The organism is Roseateles sp. NT4, from assembly GCF_051857475.1.
Lineage (GTDB): Bacteria > Pseudomonadota > Gammaproteobacteria > Burkholderiales > Burkholderiaceae_C > Pelomonas.
Genome location: NZ_JBPZGZ010000002.1, coordinates 317,445 through 337,963, shown reverse-complemented (window position 1 = coordinate 337,963; position 20,519 = coordinate 317,445). Strand labels below are relative to the sequence as shown.

At 69.2% G+C, this 20,519-nt stretch carries 19 protein-coding genes; 7 read left to right on the top strand and 12 right to left on the bottom strand.

Translation table 11 applies throughout. From position 1 onward, the window contains the following. Positions 1-13: 13 nt before the first annotated feature. A complete protein-coding gene (gene gshA / locus ACS5PN_RS11170; protein ID WP_439464021.1) occupies positions 14-1,507 on the top strand; it encodes a glutamate--cysteine ligase in 1,494 nt (497 codons plus the stop codon). Here the strand turns inward: gshA and ACS5PN_RS11165 are convergent. Beyond that, positions 1,504-3,660: a putative bifunctional diguanylate cyclase/phosphodiesterase gene (locus tag ACS5PN_RS11165; protein WP_439464020.1), complete on the bottom strand. Its 2,157-nt coding sequence runs from the start codon at positions 3,658-3,660 to the stop codon at positions 1,504-1,506. The two genes, gshA and ACS5PN_RS11165, sit on opposite strands and share 4 nt — an antisense overlap. A 419-nt stretch (positions 3,661-4,079) precedes the next feature. Here ACS5PN_RS11165 and ACS5PN_RS11160 point away from each other — a divergent pair, with 419 nt between their 5' ends. Continuing rightward, positions 4,080-4,748, top strand: coding sequence for a YecA family protein (locus ACS5PN_RS11160; RefSeq protein WP_439464019.1), 669 nt, complete (start codon positions 4,080-4,082; stop codon positions 4,746-4,748). On the opposite strand, the gene ACS5PN_RS11155 is transcribed toward ACS5PN_RS11160, so the two are convergent. After that, complete coding sequence (locus ACS5PN_RS11155; protein ID WP_439464018.1) at positions 4,669-5,961, bottom strand: Hsp70 family protein; 1,293 nt, start codon at positions 5,959-5,961, stop codon at positions 4,669-4,671. The two genes, ACS5PN_RS11160 and ACS5PN_RS11155, sit on opposite strands and share 80 nt — an antisense overlap. A gap of 93 nt (positions 5,962-6,054) precedes the next feature. Between ACS5PN_RS11155 and prsT the strand changes: the two genes are divergently transcribed. Next, positions 6,055-8,841, top strand: coding sequence for an XrtA/PEP-CTERM system TPR-repeat protein PrsT (gene prsT, locus ACS5PN_RS11150; protein WP_439464017.1), 2,787 nt, complete (start codon positions 6,055-6,057; stop codon positions 8,839-8,841). Positions 8,842-8,848: 7 nt separating this feature from the next. Here prsT and ACS5PN_RS11145 read toward each other — a convergent pair whose 3' ends face one another. Together ACS5PN_RS11145 and ACS5PN_RS11140 are read right to left on the bottom strand one after the other, a co-directional pair. Then, entirely contained in the window at positions 8,849-10,135 is a 1,287-nt protein-coding gene (locus ACS5PN_RS11145; RefSeq protein ID WP_439464016.1) for a D-amino acid dehydrogenase, read from the bottom strand. A 17-nt stretch (positions 10,136-10,152) separates the two neighbouring features. Further along, on the bottom strand, positions 10,153-10,791 hold the full coding sequence (locus ACS5PN_RS11140) for a LysE/ArgO family amino acid transporter (RefSeq protein ID WP_439464015.1): 639 nt from the start codon (positions 10,789-10,791) through the stop codon (positions 10,153-10,155). A 73-nt stretch (positions 10,792-10,864) separates the two neighbouring features. Between ACS5PN_RS11140 and ACS5PN_RS11135 the strand changes: the two genes are divergently transcribed. Continuing rightward, positions 10,865-11,770 carry a LysR family transcriptional regulator ArgP gene (locus ACS5PN_RS11135; protein ID WP_439464014.1) on the top strand — a complete coding sequence of 302 codons (906 nt, stop codon included), beginning with the start codon at positions 10,865-10,867 and terminating at the stop codon, positions 11,768-11,770. A gap of 4 nt (positions 11,771-11,774) precedes the next feature. On the opposite strand, the gene ACS5PN_RS11130 is transcribed toward ACS5PN_RS11135, so the two are convergent. Then, a complete protein-coding gene (locus ACS5PN_RS11130; RefSeq protein ID WP_439464013.1) occupies positions 11,775-11,948 on the bottom strand; it encodes a hypothetical protein in 174 nt (57 codons plus the stop codon). A gap of 296 nt (positions 11,949-12,244) precedes the next feature. Here ACS5PN_RS11130 and ACS5PN_RS11125 point away from each other — a divergent pair, with 296 nt between their 5' ends. After that, positions 12,245-12,472, top strand: coding sequence for a hypothetical protein (locus tag ACS5PN_RS11125; RefSeq protein ID WP_439464012.1), 228 nt, complete (start codon positions 12,245-12,247; stop codon positions 12,470-12,472). Here ACS5PN_RS11125 and pssA read toward each other — a convergent pair. The 6 genes from pssA to ypfJ form a co-directional block, all read right to left on the bottom strand. Continuing rightward, on the bottom strand, positions 12,469-13,089 hold the full coding sequence (pssA, locus tag ACS5PN_RS11120) for a CDP-diacylglycerol--serine O-phosphatidyltransferase (protein WP_439464011.1): 621 nt from the start codon (positions 13,087-13,089) through the stop codon (positions 12,469-12,471). The two genes, ACS5PN_RS11125 and pssA, sit on opposite strands and share 4 nt — an antisense overlap. Before the next feature lie 24 nt (positions 13,090-13,113). Then, complete coding sequence (locus ACS5PN_RS11115) at positions 13,114-14,196, bottom strand: nucleotidyltransferase domain-containing protein (RefSeq protein WP_439464010.1); 1,083 nt, start codon at positions 14,194-14,196, stop codon at positions 13,114-13,116. Further along, positions 14,193-15,125: an HprK-related kinase A gene (locus ACS5PN_RS11110; RefSeq protein WP_439464009.1), complete on the bottom strand. Its 933-nt coding sequence runs from the start codon at positions 15,123-15,125 to the stop codon at positions 14,193-14,195. Before ACS5PN_RS11110 ends, ACS5PN_RS11115 begins: the two co-directional genes overlap by 4 nt. Continuing rightward, positions 15,122-15,403, bottom strand: a complete 282-nt coding sequence (locus ACS5PN_RS11105; protein ID WP_439464008.1) for an HPr-rel-A system PqqD family peptide chaperone — start codon at positions 15,401-15,403, stop codon at positions 15,122-15,124. Before ACS5PN_RS11105 ends, ACS5PN_RS11110 begins: the two co-directional genes overlap by 4 nt. Positions 15,404-15,434: 31 nt before the next feature. Next, positions 15,435-16,199, bottom strand: a complete 765-nt coding sequence (locus ACS5PN_RS11100) for a hypothetical protein (RefSeq protein ID WP_439464007.1) — start codon at positions 16,197-16,199, stop codon at positions 15,435-15,437. 176 nt (positions 16,200-16,375) lie between these two features. After that, on the bottom strand, positions 16,376-17,251 hold the full coding sequence (gene ypfJ / locus ACS5PN_RS11095) for a KPN_02809 family neutral zinc metallopeptidase (protein ID WP_439464006.1): 876 nt from the start codon (positions 17,249-17,251) through the stop codon (positions 16,376-16,378). A 128-nt stretch (positions 17,252-17,379) separates the two neighbouring features. On the opposite strand from ypfJ, the gene ACS5PN_RS11090 reads away from it, so the two are divergent. Continuing rightward, positions 17,380-18,174, top strand: a complete 795-nt coding sequence (locus tag ACS5PN_RS11090) for a head GIN domain-containing protein (RefSeq protein WP_439464005.1) — start codon at positions 17,380-17,382, stop codon at positions 18,172-18,174. 25 nt (positions 18,175-18,199) lie between these two features. Further along, positions 18,200-18,841, top strand: a complete 642-nt coding sequence (locus ACS5PN_RS11085; RefSeq protein ID WP_439464004.1) for a hypothetical protein — start codon at positions 18,200-18,202, stop codon at positions 18,839-18,841. Here ACS5PN_RS11085 and ACS5PN_RS11080 read toward each other — a convergent pair. After that, positions 18,831-20,483, bottom strand: a complete 1,653-nt coding sequence (locus ACS5PN_RS11080; protein WP_439464003.1) for an alkaline phosphatase family protein — start codon at positions 20,481-20,483, stop codon at positions 18,831-18,833. The genes ACS5PN_RS11085 and ACS5PN_RS11080 overlap by 11 nt on opposite strands. Positions 20,484-20,519: the final 36 nt, after the last annotated feature.

The window sequence follows — 20,519 nt, the reverse complement described above, 5'->3', positions numbered from 1 at the left end:
GTCCGCGGACGCCATGAACAACAAAGAGACCTTGCTCGGCATCCGCCGTGGCATCGAAAAAGAAAGCCTGCGCGCCCTGGCTGGCGGCGGGCTGGCGCTCACCCCGCATCCGATCGCCCTGGGCTCGGCCCTGACCCACCCCCACATCACGACGGACTACAGCGAGTCGCAGCTGGAACTCATCACCGGCGTGCATGCCGGCGTCGACGACTGCCTGCAGGAGCTGACCGAGATCCACCAGGCCGTGTACCGCGCCCTGGCTGACGAGCGTCTGTGGGTGGGTTCCATGCCCTGCGGCCTGCCCGCCGACGAAACCATCCCCATCGGCCGCTACGGCAGCAGCAATGTCGGCCGCGCCAAGAGCATCTACCGCATGGGCCTGGGCCAGCGCTATGGCCGGCGCATGCAGACCATCTCGGGCATCCACTACAACTGGTCGCTGCCGGGCGTGTCGACCGAAGGCTATTTCGGCGCCATCCGCAACTTCCGCCGCGAGGGCTGGCTGCTGCTGTATCTCTTCGGCGCCAGCCCGGCGCTTTGCGACAGCTTCGTGCACGACCGCGAGCACGGCCTGCAGCGCCTGTCCGGCCACACCCTCTACCTGCCGCATGCCACCTCGCTGCGCATGGGGCGCCTGGGCTATCAGAGCGACGCCCAGTCCAGCATCGCCGTCACCTACAACTGCCTGGAGAGCTACGCCGCCTCGCTGCAGGGGGCCTTGTCGACGCCCTATCCGGCCTACGAGGCCATCGGCGTGCAGACGCCCGGCGGCGACTACAACCAGCTCTCCACCAGCCTGCTGCAGATCGAGAACGAGTTCTACAGCACCATCCGCGCCAAGCGCGTGATCCGCTCCGGCGAACGGCCCCTGCATGCGCTGCGCGAGCGCGGCGTCGAGTACATCGAGGTGCGCTTGATGGACCTCGACCCCTTCGAGCCCGTCGGCATCGGCGCCGACACCATCCGTGTGCTGGACGCCTTCCTGCTGCACTGCCTGAACAGCGACAGCCCCGACGACACGCCGGAAGAGATCGCCGCCAACAGCCGCAACCAGCACCGCGTCGCCGCCCGGGGCCGCGAGCCCGGCCTGGTGCTGGAGCACTGGCGCGGTGGCGAGCGCAGCCTCGCCGACTGGGCCGGCGAGATCCTGGCCGCCTGCGAAGTGCAGGCCGAGGCGCTGGACGCAGCCCACGGCGGCAACGCCTACCGCAGTGCGCTGCGCCGCGTCGCCGAGCGCCTGCAAAAGCCCGAACTGTGTCCCTCGGCCCGCGTGCTGACCGTGATGGCCCAGGACTTCGATGACAGCTATGTCGGCTTCATCCGCCGCCAGAGCGATGCCACGCGTGCGGCCCTGCTGGGCATGCCCTTCCCGGACGAGCTGCAGCGCCGCTTCGAGAAGCAGGCCGCCGAATCGCTGGCCGAACAGGCCCGCATCGAGGCAGCCGACACGCTGGATTTCGAGGAGTTCCGGCGCTTCTACGTGGCGCCCGAACGGATGGCCGTCTAGATGGCGGTGTCCAGCGCCGCGTAGACCGACGGGCTGAAGCGCAGCCGGTCTTCCTGCCCGCCGGTCGCCCAGTGCGTCAGCTCCTCGGCGGGCATGGGGCGGGCAAACAGGAAGCCCTGCAGCTTGTCGCAGCGCTTGCCGCGCAGCACCTCGGCCTGGCCTTCGGTCTCGACCCCTTCCGCCACCACCTGCAGGCCCAGCGCATGGGCCAGTTCGATGACGGCCTTGACGATGGCGCGGGCGTCGGCGCTGCTCTCCAGGTCCTGGATGAAGCTGCGGTCGATCTTGAGCTGCGACACCGGCAGGCGGCGCAGATAGGCCAGGCTGGAATAGCCGGTGCCGAAGTCGTCGATGGAGAGGGACAGGCCGAGCCCCGCCAGGCGCTGCAGCGCGCGCTCGGTGGCGGCCGCATCGTCCATGGCGACGGACTCGGTGATCTCGCAGGTCAGGTGGCGGGCATCGACCTCATGCTGGACCAGGGCCTCCTCGAAGCGTCGCACCAGGGCGTCGGCCTGGCGCAGCTGCTGCACCGACAGGTTGATGGCCACGCGCATCTGCAGGCCGGCGTCGCGCCAGACCGCGATCTGGCGGCAGGATTCCTTGATGACCCAGTCGCCCAGCGGCACGATGAGGCCGAAGCGTTCGGCCACCGGGATGAAGACGCCGGGGCTGACGGTGCCGCGCTGCGGATGCTGCCAGCGCAGCAGCGCTTCGACGCCGTTGACTTCGCCCTCGAGCGAGGCGATCTTGGGCTGGTAGTGCAAGGCCAGGCGGCCACTGCCGGGCTCGCCGGCCAGCGTGGCGCGCAGGTCGCGCGCCAGTTCGACCTGCTCGCGCACGCCGGCCTGCATATGGGCCTCGAAGAAGGCAAAGCCATTTCCGCCGGCGCGCTTGACCGATTGCGCGGCCGAATCCGCCTGCGCAACCAGGGCCTCGCCCGGCCCGTCGCCGTCGTAGAGGGCGATGCCGACGGAGGCCGACAGCCGCAGCGGCTGGCTGCCCGCGCCGGGCACCTCCGTCATGGGCTCGGCCAGCGCGTCCAGCAGGCGCTGGGCGATCTGGGCCAGCGTGGTTTCGCCGATGTCGCCATCGACCATCAGCACGAACTCATCGGCCGCCAGCCGGGCCAGGGTGTCGTGGCCGCGGGCCAGGCCCTGCAGCCGCCGTGCGGTCTCGCGCAGCACCTGGTCGCCGGCCGCCATGCCGAAGCTGTCGTTGATGGGCTTGAAGCCGTCCAGGTTGACCGCCAGCAGGGCCAGGCGCACGCCTTCGCGCTGGCCGCGGGCGGCGGCATGCTGCAGGCGGTCGTCCAGCAGCTGGCGGTTGGCCAGCCCGGTCAGCGGGTCGCGCAGCGCCAACAGCTGCAGCTCCGTCGTGGCGGCCTGCAGGGATTGCTGCAACCGGTTGGTGTGGCGCTGGCCACGGGCGTCCAGGGCCGAGGTGATCAGGGTTAGCAGCAGCAGCGCGAAGGTGGCGCCAGCGACGAGGTAGCCGAGGTTGTCGCCCCGCAGGCCCTGGGCGCTGAGGCAGACCGAACCGTCGGCAATGCCGGCCGCGGCCATGCCGGTGTAGTGCATGCCGGCCACGGCCGCGCCCATGACGAGGGCGGCGACGAGCTGGCCCCATCGGGCCCAGGCCTGCGGCAGCTGGCGCAGGCCGAAGAAGATGACGAGGGCCGCGGCAGCCGCGCCGGTGGCGACGGCGGCCGAGGCGCCGACCAGGGTCCAGTTCCACTGGATGCCGGGGGCCAGCACCAGGGCCGCCATGCCGGTGTAGTGCATGGCGCAGATGCCCGCGCCCATGCTGATGGCGCCGACCGCCAGGCGCGTCAGAGTCAGCTTCTCCAGTGAGGCGACACGCAGCGCAATGGCCGACACGCCCACGGCGGCCAGCCAGCTCAGCAGGGTGACGGCGGTGTCGTAGCCGACCATGAAGGGCAGCTTCAGCGCCAGCATGCCGACGAAATGCATGGCCCAGATGCCGGTGCCCATGGATAGCGAGCCGGCGATCCACCAGATGCGGGCGACCAGGGCGTCGGGCGTCCGCACGCGCTGGGCGAGGTCCAGCGCGACGTAGGAAGCAAAGGCAGCAGTCAGATAGGACAGCACCACGACCGCCGGGTCGAAGCGCAGCGCGAGAACGGCGGCGGTCATGCCTGCCAGTATGAAAGCCCAACGCAAGATTGGATTACCGCCTCTCGCGCCGGGCGTGAAGGGCTGCCGGAACCGGTCCCCGCAAACCCCAACCGAGCTCATCACTTACCAGTGCGGACTGGCCTCGCGCCCCATCGGGCGCGGACGGGCCTCTTGGCACAGGGCCACAGGCCCCGGCGCCCCAGCGCCGAGCGGCTCGCTCAGCGAGACGCGTGCCAAGTGACTGGCAAAAAAAGACCCGGTCAGCGGACTGCCGGGTCGTGAAGCCCTCGGAGACGAGGGCGTCGTTGGGATGGAATCACTGTAGGGCGGGGGGCTTTGCGCAGGTGGGCAATATTTACTTGCTCTTGCCGCTTCCAGTCAGTTGGGGACAGAGCTTCCCGCTTCGCTCCCAGGTCTATCCCGCAAAATCACGAGCTATGTCCGCCCCTCAGCACCGCGCCCCCGAAGCCCTCAACGAAGCCGATCTGGAGCGCCTGCAGGCCCTGCTCGACGCCCTGCCGGCGCCGCTGGAGCCGCTGGACGTCAGCATGGCCGACGGCTATCTCTGCGGCGTGCTGCTGCAGCCCGAGGCGGTGCCGCTGGAACGCTGGCTGCCGCCGCTGCTGGACAGCGAGGGGCGGCCTCTGCCAGCGCGTATCGACGACGAACTTGTCGCGCTGCTGCGCCGCCGTCACAAGGAATTGAACATGGCCCTCATCGGCCGCCAGTGGTTCGACCCCTGGGTGTTCGAGCTCGACGAGGATGCCAGCCCGAGCGAGACGGTGCTGCCCTGGGTGGCTGGCTTTGCGCATGCGCTGGACGCCCATCCCGGCCTGATGAAGCTGCCCGAGGAGCCGCTGCTGGAGCCGCTGGCCGCCCTCTATCTGCACCTGGACCCGGACGACCTGGAAGACGCGGACACGCTGCTCGAGGAGATCGAGTCGCTGGAGCCGCCGAGTGATCTGGAGGAGGCCGTCGAGGGCCTGGTCAGCGCGGTGTTGATGCTGGCCGACGTCTCCAGGCCTCTCAAGCCGCAGCCGGCGCAAAAACCCGCTGGGCGTGCAGGCCCAGCCCGGTCGCGACCGAAGCAAACCGGTCGCCGCTGACACGCGCCGCCTGCGGGAAACCGGCGGCCATGCCGTCCACCAGCAGGCGCAGGCCCGTCGAGCCGCCCGTGAAGTAGAGGGCGTCGATCTGGTCGGCCTTCAGGCCGGCCAGGGCAACGGTCTCGTGGGCCGTGGCGATGATGCGGTCGAGGTCGGCACGCAGCGCGTCCACCGCGGTCTTCTCGCTCAAGGGCAGCACCAGGCCGGTTTCGATGTGACCGAGATCCACCGTCGTGTCCTCGCCGCCCGAGACGGCGATCTTGGCGCCCTCGGCGCGCGCGGCCAGCTCATGGCCCAGGCGCTCTTCCAGCACCGTCATCAGCCGCGCGTGCTGGCGCACGTCGCTGAACCAGCTCTTCATGCCACGCCACTCGGCCACGCGCAGCGGCGAGTAGCAGGTGTTGATGAGGTGCCAGGTGGCGAGGTCGAAATAGATGCCACTGGGGATCTCGCGGCCGCTCGGGCCCGTGGCGCGGTAGCCGAACTCCTGCAGCAGGCCGGCCAGCTCGATGTGGCGGTCGAAGTCGGTGCCGGCGATGTGGATGCCGTGGCTGGCCAGGATGTCGTCGCGGCGCGCCAGGCGCTGCATGCGTTCGGGGCCGACACGCACAATGGAGAAGTCGCTGGTGCCGCCGCCGATGTCGGCGACCAGCACGATCTGTTCGCCCTTGCCTTCACGGATGGCCTGCTGCTCGAAGTCGAAGGCCGCCGCGATCGGCTCGTACTGGAACTGCACCTCGCGAAAGCCCACGGCCCGCGCGCAGGCCTCCAGCTGTGCCTGGGCTGACGCATCGCGCTCGGGCTCGCCGTCGACGAAGAACACCGGGCGGCCCAGCACGGCGCGCTCGGGTTCGCCGGCCAGGCGGCGCAGGCGCTTCAGATAGCCGGAGACGATGTCCGCATATTTGGCACCCCGGCCCCCCCCGACATCGGTGGTCTGGTCGATGAGGGGCGAGCCGAGGATGCTCTTCATCGAGCGCATCAGCCGGCCGTCATGCCCTTCCACATAGGCCGCCACGGCGGCCCGGCCGAAGGCGCGCGGCGGGCCGTCCGCGTCGTGCGGGCCCTCGGCATAGTAGAAAACCGCCGTCGGCATGGTGCGCTGACCGGGCTCCAGCTCGATGAGGCGCATGCCGGCATCGGTCTGGGGGACGGCGACCGCCGAATTGGACGTGCCGAAATCGATGGCACAGAAACTTGAAGACATGTTCATGACGTCACGCCGTAGCGCCACTTGCCTTGGGGGCTTCACTGACGAGGGGGGCGGATTCTAGGAAGACAATCGCGCGCCTATTCGGGAGATTCAATGAAGACGCGTCATTTCGCACCCCTGCTGCTCGTCGCCGCGCTGGCCGCCTGCAGCCAACGCTCGGAGCAGGACCTGCTGGCCGCTGCGCAAAAGCGCATCGAGCAAAAGGACGCGAACGGTGCCGTCATCGAACTGAAGAACCTGCTGCAGCAGAACCCCGACAACGCCACCGGCCGGCATCTGCTGGGCAAGGCCCTGCTGGAGGCCGGCGACCTGGCCGGTGCCGAGATCGAGCTGCGTCGCGCCTGGGAGCTGGGCGCGCCGCGCGACCAGCTGGCGCCGCTGCTGGCCCAGACCCTGCTGCAATCGGGCCAGGCGAAGAAGGTGATCGGCGAGTTCTCCGACCAGAGCTTCTCCGACCCCGTCGCCAATTCGACGGTGCAGCAGTACCTGGCGCTGGCCTTCCTGTCCCAGGGCAACATTCCTGAGGCCAAGGCGGCCGCCGGACGGGCGCTGGCGCTGCAGCCCGATTCCGAGGACGCGGGCATCGTCAGCGCGCGCATCAAGCTGGCCGGCGGTTTTCCGGACGAAGCCCTGGCCGCACTGGACCAGCTGATCCAGAAGAACCCCAAGGCGGTCAAGGCCCTGATGCTGAAGGCCGAGGTGCTGCTGTCGCGCGGCAAGGTGGAGGAGGCCGAGCCGCTGCTGCGCGAGGTGCTGACCCTGGACCCGGCCTCCTACGACGCACGCTCCCTGCTGCTGCGCCTGGCCTTCGGCAACCAGAAGCTCGACGTGGCGACCAAGCTGGTCGAGGAGATGCCGCCGGCCGTGGCCAAGAAGCCCCAGGGTCGTTTCATGCAGGGCCAGCTGGCCCTGGCCAAGGGCGACGCGGCCAAGGCCAAGGAGCTGGCCCTCCCGCTGCTGAAGGTGATGCCCAACTACCTGCCGCTGCTGCGCCTGGCCGCGGGCGCCCATCAGCAGCTGGGTGAACTGGCCGATGCCGAGAACCTGCTCAACCAGGCCATCAAGCTGGCGCCCAACGACCTGGCCCTGCGCCGCCAGTTCGCTGGCCTGCAGCTGCAGCGCCGCGCACCGGCCAAGACGCTGGAGACGCTCAAGCCCGTGCTGGAGGCTGCGCAGGCCGATTCCGAAACCCTGCTGCTGGCCGGCAAGGCCCAGCTGATGCAGGGCAATTTCGAGGCCGCCGACCAGGCCTTCAGCGCCGCCGCCAAGCTGCGTCCCGACGATGCGAAGACGGGGGCGGCCCTCGCGCTGTCGGCCATCGTGCGCGACAGCGCCGCGCCCGGTGCCGCCAACCGCGCCAAGGCCGATGCGGCCATCAACCAGCTGCGCGACATCGCCGCGAAGGACAGCGGCAGCAACTACGACCTGATGCTCATCAATGCGCTGATGCGGCGCAATGAACTGCCGGCGGCCCTGGCGGCGCTGGACAAGCTGGCCCCCAAGATGAAGGGCAGCCCGGTGCCTGACGGTCTGCGGGGGCGCATCCACCTCGTGCGCAAGGATCTGCCGGCGGCCCAGGCCGCCTTCGAGGCCGCGCTGAAGGCCGACGCCGGCTATCTGCCCGCGGTGCTGGGCCTGGTCACCATCGACATGCAGGCCAACCGTTCCGATGCGGCGATCAAGCGCCTGGAGGCCTTCGTCGCGGCCCAGCAGCATTCGCCGCAGGCCCGCTTGGCCCTGGCGGACCTGCTGCTGGTGACGCGGGCGCCGGCCGACAAGGTCGCCGAGGTGCTGGCCGCCGGTGTGCGCGAGGAGCCGACCGAGCCGGCCCTGCGCCTGGCCCTGATCGACCACCAGCTGCGTTCCGGCGACGTCGCCAAGGCGGCCCAGTCCGCCCAGGAGGCCTCGGCCGCCCTGCCGCAGAACGCCGACCTGCTGGAGCGCCTGGCGCGCACCCAGCTCGCGTCCGGCGACAAGGCCCAGGCCGCCAAGACCTACACGCGGCTGACCGTGCTGGCGCCCACACGCGCCCAGGGCTGGCTGGGTCTGGCCCAGTTGCGCTTCCTGGAGAAGGATGACGCGGGGGCCGAGCGCGAGATCAAGCGCGCCCTGGAAGCCGAGCCGGCCTCCGCGGCCGCCCAGCGCCTGCAGATCCAGCTGGCCGCGCGCCAGGGGCGCGTCGACGAGGCCCTGGCCGCCCTGCGCGAGCGCCAGAAGAAGAATCCGCAGGAGGCCTTCGCGCTGATCGCCGAGGCCGAGATCGAGACCAATCGCCAACGCTACGAGCCTGCCCTCGTTGCGCTGCGCAAGGCCGTTGCGCTGCGCGACGCGGGCGACTCGCCGGCACGTCTGTTTGCCGTGTTGATGCTGGCCAAGAAGCGTGACGAAGCCATCGCTTTCGAGACGCAGTGGCTGGCCGCCCATCCGCAGGATCAGTCCTTCCCGGCGGCCACCGCCGACGTGCTGCTGGCCCGTGGCGAGCTCGAGCCCGCGCTGACCCGCTACGAAGCCCTGCTCAAGCGCAGTCCGGACGCGCTGCCCGTCATCAACAACGTCGCCTGGCTGCGCAGCAAGACCGGCAAGCCCGGCGCGCGCGAACTGGCCGAACGCGGCCTCAAGATCAACCCCGACTACGCCGCCCTGCGCGACACCTATGCCACCGTGCTGGCCAACGAAAAGGACTTCAGCAAGGCCATCAGCGTGCAGCGCCAGCTGATCGGCGACCAGCCCGACCAGCCGTCCTACCGCCTGAATCTGGCGCAGATCCTGATCCAGTCCGGCGACAAGCCGGCCGCCAAGACGGAGCTGTACGAACTGGTCAAGCTGGGGCCGAAGTTCCCGCAGCAGGCCCAGGTCGAGGCCCTGCTGAAGACGCTCTGATCAGGCCCTAGACGGCACCGTAGAAGCCAAAAGCCATGTCCGGCTTGCGGCCGGCGATGAGCTCGGCCATGGCGTGGCCCGAGCCGGCGCCATGGGTCCAGCCCAGGGTGCCGTGGCCGGCGTTGATCCACAGGTTGCGGGCCTTGCGGCTGCGGCCGATGTAGGGGATGTTGGTCGGCGTGCTGGGGCGCAGGCCGGTCCAGTAGTTGGGCTCGCTGGTGTCGGCCACGCCGGGGAAGAGTTCCTCGTAGCGCCTGACCAGGGCCGCGCAGCGCACCTTGGCCGTCGGTGAATCCAGGTTGAGGTCGAAGCCCGACAGCTCGGCGGTGCCGGCGATGCGGATGTGGTCGCCCAGGCGCGAGATGGCGATCTTGCGCGTGTCGTCCAGCAGGCTGACGACGCTGGCGGCCTCGGGCTTCTTCAGGCGCAGCGTGGCCGAATAGCCCTTGGCCGGGTAGATGTTGAGGTGCTCGCCCAGCGGCTTCACCAGGGCCGGTGTGTACGAGCCCATGGCCGCCACGAAGGCGTCGGCCTTCAGCATCTTGCGCTCGCCGCTGCGCGTGTGGGCGATCTGCACGGCCTCGATGGCATCGCCACCGCCGTCACTTCGCTTGAGGCCGAGGATGTCGTGCTCGTAGAGGAACTGCGCGCCGCGCTCGGCGCACAGGCGCGCCAGCTTCTGCGTGAAGACCTTGGCGTCGCCGCTCTCGTCGCTGGGCGTGAAGGTGCCGCCGAAGATGCGGCTGCCAAAGGTTGCCAGCGCCGGTTCGACCTTCAGCACCTCCTCGCGGTTCAGCACGCGGCGGTCCACGCCATGGCGGCGCATGATCTCGGCACCCGAGGCGCCGTTGTCGAAGTCGGCCTGGCTGGAGAAGAAGTGCAGGATGCCGCGCTCCACGCGGTCGTACTCGATGCCGGTGCGCGTGACCAGATCCTTCAGCGAGTCGTGCGAATAGCGGCCCAGCTGCACCAGCTCCTCGACATTGCGTTCGAAGGCCGCATTCGTGCATTGCAGCAGGAAGGCCAGGCCCCAGCGCCATTGGTTGGGATCCAGGCGCGGGCGGAACAGCAGCGGCGAGTCGTCGCGCAGCAGCCATTTGGCAACCTTGAAGGGCGCGCCGGCATTGGCCCAGGGCTCGCAGAAGCTGACCGAGATCTGGGCGCCGTTGGCGAAGCTGGTTTCGAGCGCGGCGTCGGGCTGGCGGTCGACGACGGTGACCTCATGCCCCTCGTCGAGCAGATACCAGGCGGTGGCGATGCCGATGATGCCGGCGCCGAGAACGACGATCTTCATGGCTGTCCTTCGAGTTCTTAGAGAGGTTGCAGGAGGAGTTGTAAACCCAGGACCGTCATCAGCAAAGCGACGAGGGCGTCGATGACACGCCAGGTGTTGGCGTGACGCAGCTTGGGCGCTGCGGCGGCCGCGCCAAACCCCAGCAGGCTGAACCACATCGCCGACGCGACGCCGGCGCCCAGCGCAAAGGCGGCACGCAGCTCGGCCGGCTGGCGTGCACCCAGGCCACCGAGCAGCACCACGGTGTCCAGGTAGACGTGGGGATTCAGATAGGTGAAGGCAAAGGCGGCGGACAAGGTCGCGCCCAGGCTGGAGGCGGTGCCTGTCGCTTCCAGGCCGGCGGCCGGACGCCAGGCGCGGCGGGCGGCCAGCAGCGCGTAGCCGAGCAGGAAGGCCGCGCCACCGAAGCGGAAGATTTCCAGCAGCAGGGGCTGGCCCTGGATCAGCGCGCCCAGGCCGAAGACGCCCAGGGCGATCAGCAGCCAGTCGGACAGCGTGCAGACCGCGACGACGGCGCCGACATGCTCGCGCTTGAGTCCCTGGCGCAGCACCAGTGCGTTCTGCGCGCCGATGGCCAGGATGAGGCCGGCGCCCATGGCCCAGCCCTGCGCGAAAACGGCGGGCGCGGTGGCAGAGGCCAGGGTGGAAGCGGGCATCGGCGGATTCTCTGCAGCAGCCCGCATTTCAAGAAGTGTCATTCATATTCTTCGTCATACATTAGCGAAGCTTATGAATGAGTTCGATCCCGCTGCACTGGACTGCTTGGCTGCCCTGGCCGATGAGCAGGGTTTCGAGCGTGCCGCGCAGCGCCTGTCCATCACGCAGAGCGCCGTATCGCAGCGGCTGCGCTCGCTGGAGACCCAGGTCGGCCAGCCGTTGGTGGTGCGCTCACGGCCGCTGCGCCTGACCGAGGCGGGCAAGGTGCTGCTGCGCTTTGCGCGCCAGTTGCAGGCCCTGCGGGTCGACGTCGCGCGAGAACTGGGCGAGCGCGTCGCGCCCCAGTCGCGCCTGGCGATCGCCGTCAACGCCGACAGCCTGGCGACCTGGGTGATGCCGGCGCTGGATGGCCTCGTGCAGCGCGGCCTGCGCGAGGGCTACGGGCTTGAGCTCGTCGTCGACGACCAGGATTTCACCCACGACAGCCTGCGCCAGGGCGCCGTGCTGGGTTGCATGTCCACGGTGGCCGAAGCCCTGCAGGGCTGCCGCGTGCAGGCCCTGGGGGTGATGCGCTATGTGGCGGTGGCGAGCCCGGGCTTTCTGGCGGCCCAGTTGCCGGAGGGACTGCATGCGGGCAACTTCGCTGACACACCCTTCCTGGTCTTCAACCGCAAGGACGACACGCAGGCGCAATGGGTGTCACAGGCCTTCGGCGTGCGTGCGCCCCGGCTGCGCGAGCGCTTCGTGCCGTCCAGCGAGGCCTATGTGCGCGCCGCCGTCATGGGCTGGGGGGTGGGCGTGGCGCCCGAGATCCAGGTCAGAGGCCTGGTCGAGGCCGGGCAGCTCGTGGTGCTCAGACCGGAAATCAGCGTCGACGTGACGCTGTACTGGCACCAGTGGCAATTGCAGGGGCGGGGCGCGCTGCTCGATCAGATCGGCCAGGCCCTGGCGGAGGGTGCCCGGCTGGCGCTGGGCTGATGGATCAGCGCACGGCCGTCTTGGGCGCCGACGCGGCGGTGGCCGGTGCGGCGGCTTGAGCCAGCAGCTCGTTGGCGCCGCCCTGTTCCGGATGAATGGCATGGGCCAGCCAAAGCGTGCTGGCCAGCACGGCGGCAATCAGGCCGCTGGCGACCCACTTCAACAGTTCAGAACTCATGCACTCAGCCGGGGGGCTTGGGGGTGGCGCAGCTTAAGCGCCGAAGGCCGCCACCCTATCCTGAGCCTTAGGGAGGTGCAGAAAGGAATTGCAAAAGCGCAACGCACCCCCTGGATTGGGGGCGCCGGACCGAAAGGCCCGTCGCTACTGGGAAAAACAGGCGTTGCGGCCGTGCGGTAATGCCAGTAGAGGCAATATTTACTCACAGATGAGGGGTTCGCTTGTCACATGAATCCCGCACACTGGGCTCACGGTGCTGATGTTGTTGTCAGCCCGTCATGCGAGTGAGGTCTGCCATGCGATTCGTTCCAGCGCTGCGTTTCTTCCGCCGTGACGTCGCTGCGCGCAGCGAACCGGATCCCGCTGACCTCGGCACGGCCTTCGGTCTGGATGCCTGCCTGGATGGCACCGCCGTCAGCGAATACCGCAGCCAGGCCCCCAACGATTTCCTCGAGTCCCAATCGTCCCGCACGGTGCAGCAGGACTCGCCGCTGAGCTGGCTGTCGCGCCGCACCGCCGCCTAAAGCTTCGGAATCCGGATCCGGCTGACCATCAGCGAGCCTGACAGCAGGAACATCAGCGCCAGCGGGTGCAGGCGAAAACCGCCCAGCCACCAGACGCCGCCCCACAGCGCGTCGCCGACAGCGCCCTGGGCCGCTGCAAACCACAACACCGCCACGAGCAGCATGGACGTCGGAATCGGCGTGCCCTCGAAATACGCGACCTTGTCCGAGCCGGCGCTGAGCTTCTCGGCCGTCACGTTGTAGCGCGCCAGCCGGCTGACGCCGCAGGCGACGAAGAACACCAGCACGATGCGGTCATACAGCCCCTGCATGCCGCAGCCGTAGGCGATGGCGGCCGGCGCTACGCCGAAGGAGATGATGTCGGCCAGTGAATCCAGCTCGCGGCCCAGGGCCGAGCTTTTCTGGCGCCAGCGCGCGATGCGCCCGTCCAGCACGTCAAACGCCAGGGCCAGCGGGATCAGCGCGCAGGCGTACTGCAGATGCAGGCGTTCGCCGCTCTGCAGAAAGCTCATCACGGCGAACAGCGCGCCCATGCCGGCGCAGGCGTTGCCGAGGGTGAACCAGTCCGCGAGATGGAACTCGCGGATCATCGAAAAGGGCTTGGGCTTGGTGTCCATGTCGGGACCCATTGTCAGCCCTGCTCAGGCCGCCTGTGCCTCGGCGGGAGGTTGCAGTCGCAACCAGGCCTTGCGGGCCAGGTGGCGGGCCAGCAGGCCGACGGGCATCCGCAGCCAGTGCGAGCGGACATACAGCGCCAGCCGGGCCGGCGCCGTCAACGGGCCGTCACAACTGGCGTGCACGGGCATCAGGGCGCGTTCGTAGCAGGCGTCCAGCCAGGCCAGGTTGCCAGGGCGGGCGGCGTCCGCCTGACGCATCACCTCCAGTGGCACGGGTGTTCCCAGCAGCCGGGTCGTGTAGCGCAGGGCCAGGAATAGCGGGGTCGTGAGGCCCAGCACCTGGGCACGCGGTGCCAACTGGGTCCAGAAGGCCGGATCTGCACCGAAATCCCGCAGCAGGGCGTCCAGGTCGAAGAGGTCGCGCAGGCCGTTGTCCAGTTCGCCTTCGTGGAAGAGGTGGGCGGCACTGTGGAGGAACATGGTGACCGGAGCCAGCACGAACAGGCCCGGCAGATCGGCCAGCTCGCGGGCGTCCTCGAACAGGGCGGCCGTGTTGACCTTGATCCGCGCTGTCGGCGGCAGGATGGTGTGGTGCAGGTCCAGGGCCGTCTCACGCTGGCGGTGGCGCAGCGGCGGAATCTCGTGCATCCACTGGCGGTAGTAGCGTCTGTCGTAGTCGCTGAGCTCGTCATCGAAATCCCAGCCGGCCGCGACGAGGCCGGCTTCGGCGGCCTCGATCTGCGCCTTGGGCACAAGCAGGTCGACATCGCCGAACAGCCGGCCCTGCGCCGCTGGCAGGTCGGCCAGCAGATAGGCCGCGCCCTTCAGCAGGATGGGCTGGATGCCCAGGGGCTGCAGGGCAGCACGCAGGCAATCGGCCTCCCAGCGGGTGGCCAGGCGCTGTCGGCGCGCAATCAGCAAGGCGGCGCGCAGATGCCGCACCGGACCGGCCGGCAGGGTCTCGAGCTGGGGATCCAGTTGCGTGGCCAGGCGTGCGATCAGGTTGGCGCGCCGGGCCTGGCGGATCAGCAGGTCCCAGTCGGAAGCGCTCAGCTGCGCCGCCCGGGTGGGATCCAGCAGCAACTCGACGAGCAAGGGCTGTTTCATGACTCGGCCGCCAGACGGTCGAAGACGGCGATGGCGTCATCCAGCCGTGAATAGGTGAAGCCCCAGCAATCGACGCGATCCACCAGGTCGGCCGTCGCCTCGAAGCCGTCGACGCCGTGGATGTCGTAGTTGAAGGCCTGGTCGGCCAGCAACAGGTGGGCCTGGGCCTTGGGCAAGGCCTCCAGGACGGCCTCGGCACCGGGCTCGAAGCTGGGCACCACCACCCAGGCGGGCCGTGCGCCCTCGTGAACGCGCGAGATGGCGTCGCCCGGGGCCTTCATCAGCGACAGCGTGCCCTTGAGGGTGTCGGGGACGGGGGCGGTCATCACCGCGCCCGGTGCGAATGCCTGCATCAGGGCGATGGCCTGGTTCTTCAGGTTGACCGGTCGTGCCAACCCATAGAGCTGGCCGTCGCGCGGGTCCAGCAGGGCGAGCTCGTCGGACAGCAGGCGCCAGCCGCGCTGGCCCAGGGCCGCCGTCAGCGTGCTCTTGCCCGACCCGGGGGGCGCGGGCAGCACGAGGGCGCGGCCACCGCGTTCCAGCACGGCCGCGTGATAGACGACGAAATGGTGGGCGTGGGCCGTGACGGCCCAGTTCAGGCCCCACTCGACCATGTGGAAGGCCTGGGTGGCCGGCAGCGTCGTGAAGGCGGCCAGGCCATCGGTGGAGAAGCGGGCCTGGCGCCGGCCGGCGAGGCGGCGCCACAGCGCGTGCAGGCCGCGGTCGTAGTTGACCGTGAGATGGAAGTCGGCGAACTCATCGTCGCGGCCCAGGGCGAACTCGCCGTAGAGACGCATGAGGTCTTGCGCGACGCGCGGCACATCGGACTGGAGTCGGGCCACGAAAGGAGGCAGGCGCAGCGTCAGGCCAGAGCTGCTCAGCCGTCGGCGCAGTTCTCCTTCGCCGAGGGCGGCGAGGGTGGTGCTCATGCGGCGGTGACCAGGTCCAACCGGGCGAGCTGCTCCAGCTTGGCACGCAGCAGCCGGGCCGCGGCTTCGGCATCGAGGTCGTCAGGCAGGGCGTCGCGCAGTTCGGTCACGAGCGCATCCAGGCTCCAGGCCTGCTGGCGCAGCAGATCCAGCAGCTCAAGGCCGAGGGCATCGACGAGATGGGTGCTGCCGCTGAAGGCGTCGTAGATCACGCCGGCATCATCCCACTCCCGCACGCGCAGGGCGTCCGCGCGGATCAGTTGCCAGCGCTCGGGCACGGCGGAGAGAAGCGAGGCCGGGCGGCCTCGGTCAGGCGCAGCTGTCGTCGGCGCAGGCGACGAAGTTCTTCTTCAGATAGGTGACGATCTGGGCCGGAGTCCATTGCGCACCGGTCGGGCCGATGTAGCTGGCGTCACTGAACTTGACGAGCACATTCGTCGCGCCAGGCTTCAGGCACTTGTTCAGAACGCTGCTCTGCACCTTGAAGTTCAGCCAGGCCACCAGCATCAGCTTCTGGAATTCGCCGCACGTCGTGGTGCCCGGAACGAAATAGCCATAGCTCTTGACGGGATCGACCTTCTGGGGCGTTCCGTTCAGGATGCTCCACACCGTGTCGGAATTGTTGACGTTGGTGATGCCGCTTGCGCCCGTACCGGAGAGCAGCTGGCCGACGGTGTAGTTCTTGTAGTAGCCGGCGGTCTTGTAATTGGCCGCCGTCGTGTCGCGGCTCAGCGGCGACAGGGCCCAGGGGTTGGAGCCGAGGTTGGCGCGCGCCGAATTGTTGATCCAGCAGGACGTGGTGTAGGTCTCGTCCGGGAACAGACGGACGTTCAGGTCCTGCGATCGCGTGTAGGAGCTGTTGGACATGCCCTGGGCGGAACCCCAGGTGGACGCCGTGTTGCAGTGCCAGGCCATGACGGGGCGGCTGGCCAGGGTCAGGGCGGTCGGGACGGCGGCGCCACCCAGCTTGATGAAGCGGCGGCGGCGGGCGGAGGCCAGCTGACGGACGGACGCGTCGACGGACGCCGGCGCCTGGGGCGTCGACTGCGGGTCGTTGATTGGGCGTTCGCTCATGACAGTGGGCCTCGTGAATCCTTCTGCGGGGTGCACCAAAGCGGGGGAAAGGAGTCCGGGCTTTGGGGCGGGCCGATGCTATTTGAGGGCTCGGCGATTTGGATGGAAGTGTTTCACACAAAGCCTTTTGAGGGTCATCTGGGGCCCCCTTGATTGGGTGGGCCCGAATGGGGGACTTAGAGGGTGGCTGACGAAAAGGTGTCACATGCCTTCAGATCGCCCGCCTGCAGGCCCGTCTTGAACCAGCGCACCCGCTGGGCGCTGCTGCCATGGGTGAAGCTTTCCGGCACGACGGTGCCCCGGGCGCGTTTTTGCAGGGTGTCGTCGCCGATCTGGGCGGCGGCATTCAGGGCTTCCTCGATGTCACCCTGCTCCAGCCAGCCTTTGCTGCGCTGCGACAAATTCGCCCAGACGCCGGCGAAGCAGTCGGCCTGCAGCTCCAGCTTGACGCTCAGGGCGTTGGCTTCGCGCTCGGACACGCGCTTGCGGGCCTGGTCCAGCTTCTCGGTCGTGCCCATCAGGTTTTGCAAGTGGTGGCCAACTTCGTGGGCGATGACGTAGGCCTGGGCGAAGTCGCCAGGCGCCCCGAGGCGCTGGCGCAAGGTGTCATAGAAGCCCAGATCGATATAGACCTTGCGGTCGCCCGGGCAGTAGAACGGACCCATGGCCGCCTCGCCAGTGCCGCAGGCGGTCGGCACCTGGCCGCGGAAGACCACCAGCTTGGGCATGGGGTATTGCTGGCCGCCGCGCTTGAAATAGGCGCTCCAGACGTCTTCGGTGTCGCCCAGCACGACCTTGACGAAGCGGTAGCCGGGATCCTGGGCATGGGAATCGGTCGCCGGCGCCTGCTGCGTCGGTGCGCCGCCACCGCCGCCGTCCAGCAGGCCGAGCACTGTCAGGGGATTGATGCCGAAGATCCAGGAGGCCAGCAAAGCCACGACGATGCCCCCCACGCCGAGGCCGCGGCCACCGATGGGCAGACCGCCCCCACCTCCGCCGCCACCCCGGGCGTCCTCGACGTTTTCGCTCTCGCGCTGGCCTTCCCACTTCATGGCGACTCTCCTGCAGATCGCCCCATCCTACGGCCCATGCCCGCAGAAATGCAGTCTGTCGCCCGGGAGCGGCACCGCATCGGCGTGTCGGACAGACTGCCGTCATTGTCCGAACCGGGAAACCCACCATGAAACGATTCGCCCTCCTGATCCTGATGGCCGCAGCGTGCGGCGCTGCCTCGGCCGGCGACAACGACTGGCATCTGCGCATCAAGAAGGAGTCGGACGGCTGGTCGGCCCATTTCAGCGGCGCGATGGACTACGGCAGCGGCAAGAACCGCATCAAGGGTTCGGGCGTCAAGGTCGAGAAGGCGCGGGCGCTGGGCGCTTTCAGCAAGCTGCGCATAGACGGCCCCTTCGACGTCAGGCTGGCCCAGTCCGGCAGCGACCAGGCCACCGTCGTCGCCGACGACAACATCGAGCCCCTGGTCGAGACCGTTGTCGAAGGCGATGCCCTGGTCGTGCGCATGAAGCGCGACGCCGGTTTCACGACGCGTTCGGCGCCGGTGGTGCGGGTCGATGCCCGCGCCCTGCAGGCCATCGCCATCAACGGTTCGGGCGACCTGAGCGCCGATCGCTTCAAGGCCGACACCCTGAACCTGAACATCGTCGGCTCCGGCGATGTGCATTTCGGCCTCGTCGAGCTGAAGGACCTGAGCGTCGCCATCAGCGGTTCGGGCGATGTGCGGCTGGCGGGCCGGGCGGACCAGCAGAGCTGGTCGGTCAGCGGTTCGGGCGACGTCGACGCGCGTGCGCTGACGGGTCGCGCCGCCAAGGTCAGCATCAACGGCTCGGGCGACGTGTCCCTGGGCGTGACCGAACAGCTGGATGCCCAACTGAGCGGTTCCGGTGACCTGAGCTATGCCGGACGGCCGCAGTTGCGCCAAAGCGTCAGCGGCTCGGGCGAGATCAGCCGCCGTTGACGCGCAGCGGCCCCAGAATCGGGCCGTGAACCCAAATGACCTCTGGTGGCAGACGCTGGCCGACGGCCCGCTGCTGCTGGCCCTGTTCGATGCCGGCGACCGCCTGCTGCAGGCCAACGCGGCCTACCGCCAGGCCTGGGGCCTAGAGAGCGAGGCATTGCCGGACTGGATCGAGATGGTCGAAGCCGCCCGGCAAGCCGGTGCCGGCCCCGTCGACGCACCGGAGCGGCGCAGCCGCATGGCGCAGCGGGGCTACGAGCAGGCCTGGCGCGATGGCCGGCGGCTGTGGTGGGTGGAACAGCGCACGTCGGACGGCGGCCTGGCACTGACGGGCGTCGACATCAGCGCGCTGGCCGGTCCGCGGCCCTTGACGGGCCAGCTGCTTTCGACCCAGGCGGGCCGTGAGCTGTTGCAGGCCCTGCTGGCCGACCCGCGCGCCTGGCCCTTGTCCGTCGCGACGCTGGCGACCACGGCGGATCCCGCGGAACTGCTGGCGCGCATCCGCGGCGAGGACGGCTGCATGCGCCTGGAGGATGGCCGGTTGCTGGTCATGCTGCCGTCCACCGGGCCGGCCCAGGCCGCGGCGCTGGGCGAGCGGCTCGGCGCCCTGCTGCTGACCGAGGCCGTCTGGGGCGAGACGGCCGCAGCCCTGCTGGCTAGGGCTTGAGCTTCAGGTCCCGGCCCTGGGCCTGAGCCGGTGCCGGCAGGCCCGCAACGCCGGCCAGCGTCGGCGCCAGGTCGGCCACTTCGACGCGCTCCTTCATCTCGCCCTGGCCGACGTAGCCCGGGCCCCAGAACAGCAGGGGCACATGGGTGTCGTAGTCGTGAGGGCTGCCATGGGTGCTGCCGCCGGGGCGATAGCTGAAGATCCAGCCGCGCTTCAGCACGATCTGCAGCTGGGCGGCGCGCGTCGGGTCGAAGGACTTGCGCATGGCTTCCAGGTAGGGCGTCGTCTTGTCGCTGCCCAGCAGCTGCTCGCGCGTGAAGACGGCGGCTACGCCCGGCAGCTTCAGCAGCTCGTCGCGGGCGGCGGCTTGCACGTCGATGAACTTCAGGCCCTTGTCGGCCGCCAGCTTCTCGTTGAGCAGCAGGCCCGAGGCGGAGAAGGCCCAGGCCAGCTTGTCCACACCGAACTTCGCGGACAGCGCGCCGTTCACGGCGGCCAGGGCCGGGCCGTTGGTGAAGCGGCCGGCATCGCGGCCTTGCGTGGCGGCCCATTCCGGCGTGTCGGTGAAACCGTGGTCGGCCGTCAGCGCCAGCACATAGTTGCCGGCGCCCACTTCCCTGTCCAGGAACTGGAAGAAGGCCTGCAGATGGCGGTCCAGGTGCAGGGTGTGGTCATGCGACAGCCGCGACTCAGGGCCGAAGGCATGGTTGATGTAGTCGTGGCTGGACAGGCTGACCGACAGGATGTCCTGCACGCCGCGCTGGCCCAGCTTCTCGTTCTTCACCGCGGCACGGGCGAAGGCCAGCGTCAGCTCGTCACCGAAGGGCGAGGCCAGCAGACCGCCGTAGAAGCGCGGGCCCGGGCCCTCCATCTGATCGCCGATGACGGCCGGCAGCTTGTTGCCGTTGCCGCTGGCGATCTGCCAGGACTGGCCGTCCGGCACCGAGCGGGCATAGGCTGCCTCGGGCAGCAGCGGTGCCCAGGTCTTCTTGAAGAAGGCGTCGGCCGGCCTGGCGGCGTTGAAGTCCGTCACCCACTGCGGGTGGGCCTGCATGTAGTAGGTGCTGGAGGCGAAGCGGCCCGTCTCGGTCATGTACATATAGGCCGTGCCCTTGTGGCCGGCCGGCAGGATGGCGCCTCGGTCCTTGCCCGAGATGCCGATGACCTTGGAGTCGGGCGAGCGCGTGCGCAGCACATCGCCCAGGGTCTCGACCTTGAGGTTGCGCGGGCTGGTGCCGGACAGCGGCGCCGTGGGGCTGTCGATGTACTGGTAGTCCGGGTCGCCGGTGTTGTAGACCAGCTCGCCGGTGGCCGGGTTGCGCCATTCGTTGCTGATGATGCCGCTGCGCTGCGGATAGGCGCCGGACAGCATCACCGAATGGCCGGCCGCCGTGACCGTGTGGCCGTGGCCGTAATGGGCGTTGGCGAACCAGCGGCCATGGTCGAGGAAGCGGGCGAAGCCGTCGGGCGCCAGCTGGTCACGGTAGCCCGTCACCTGGCGCATCGGCAGGCCATCGATGACGACGAGGACGACCAGCTTGGGCTTGTTTTGCGGTGCCGCGGCGGGTGGCGGTGTCGTCGTGCAGGCGGACAGGGCGGCGACGAGAGCCAGGCTCAACAGGCGGCGACGAGTTTGAAACATGACGTTTTTGTGACAGTGGGTCCGCGAGCTTACGTC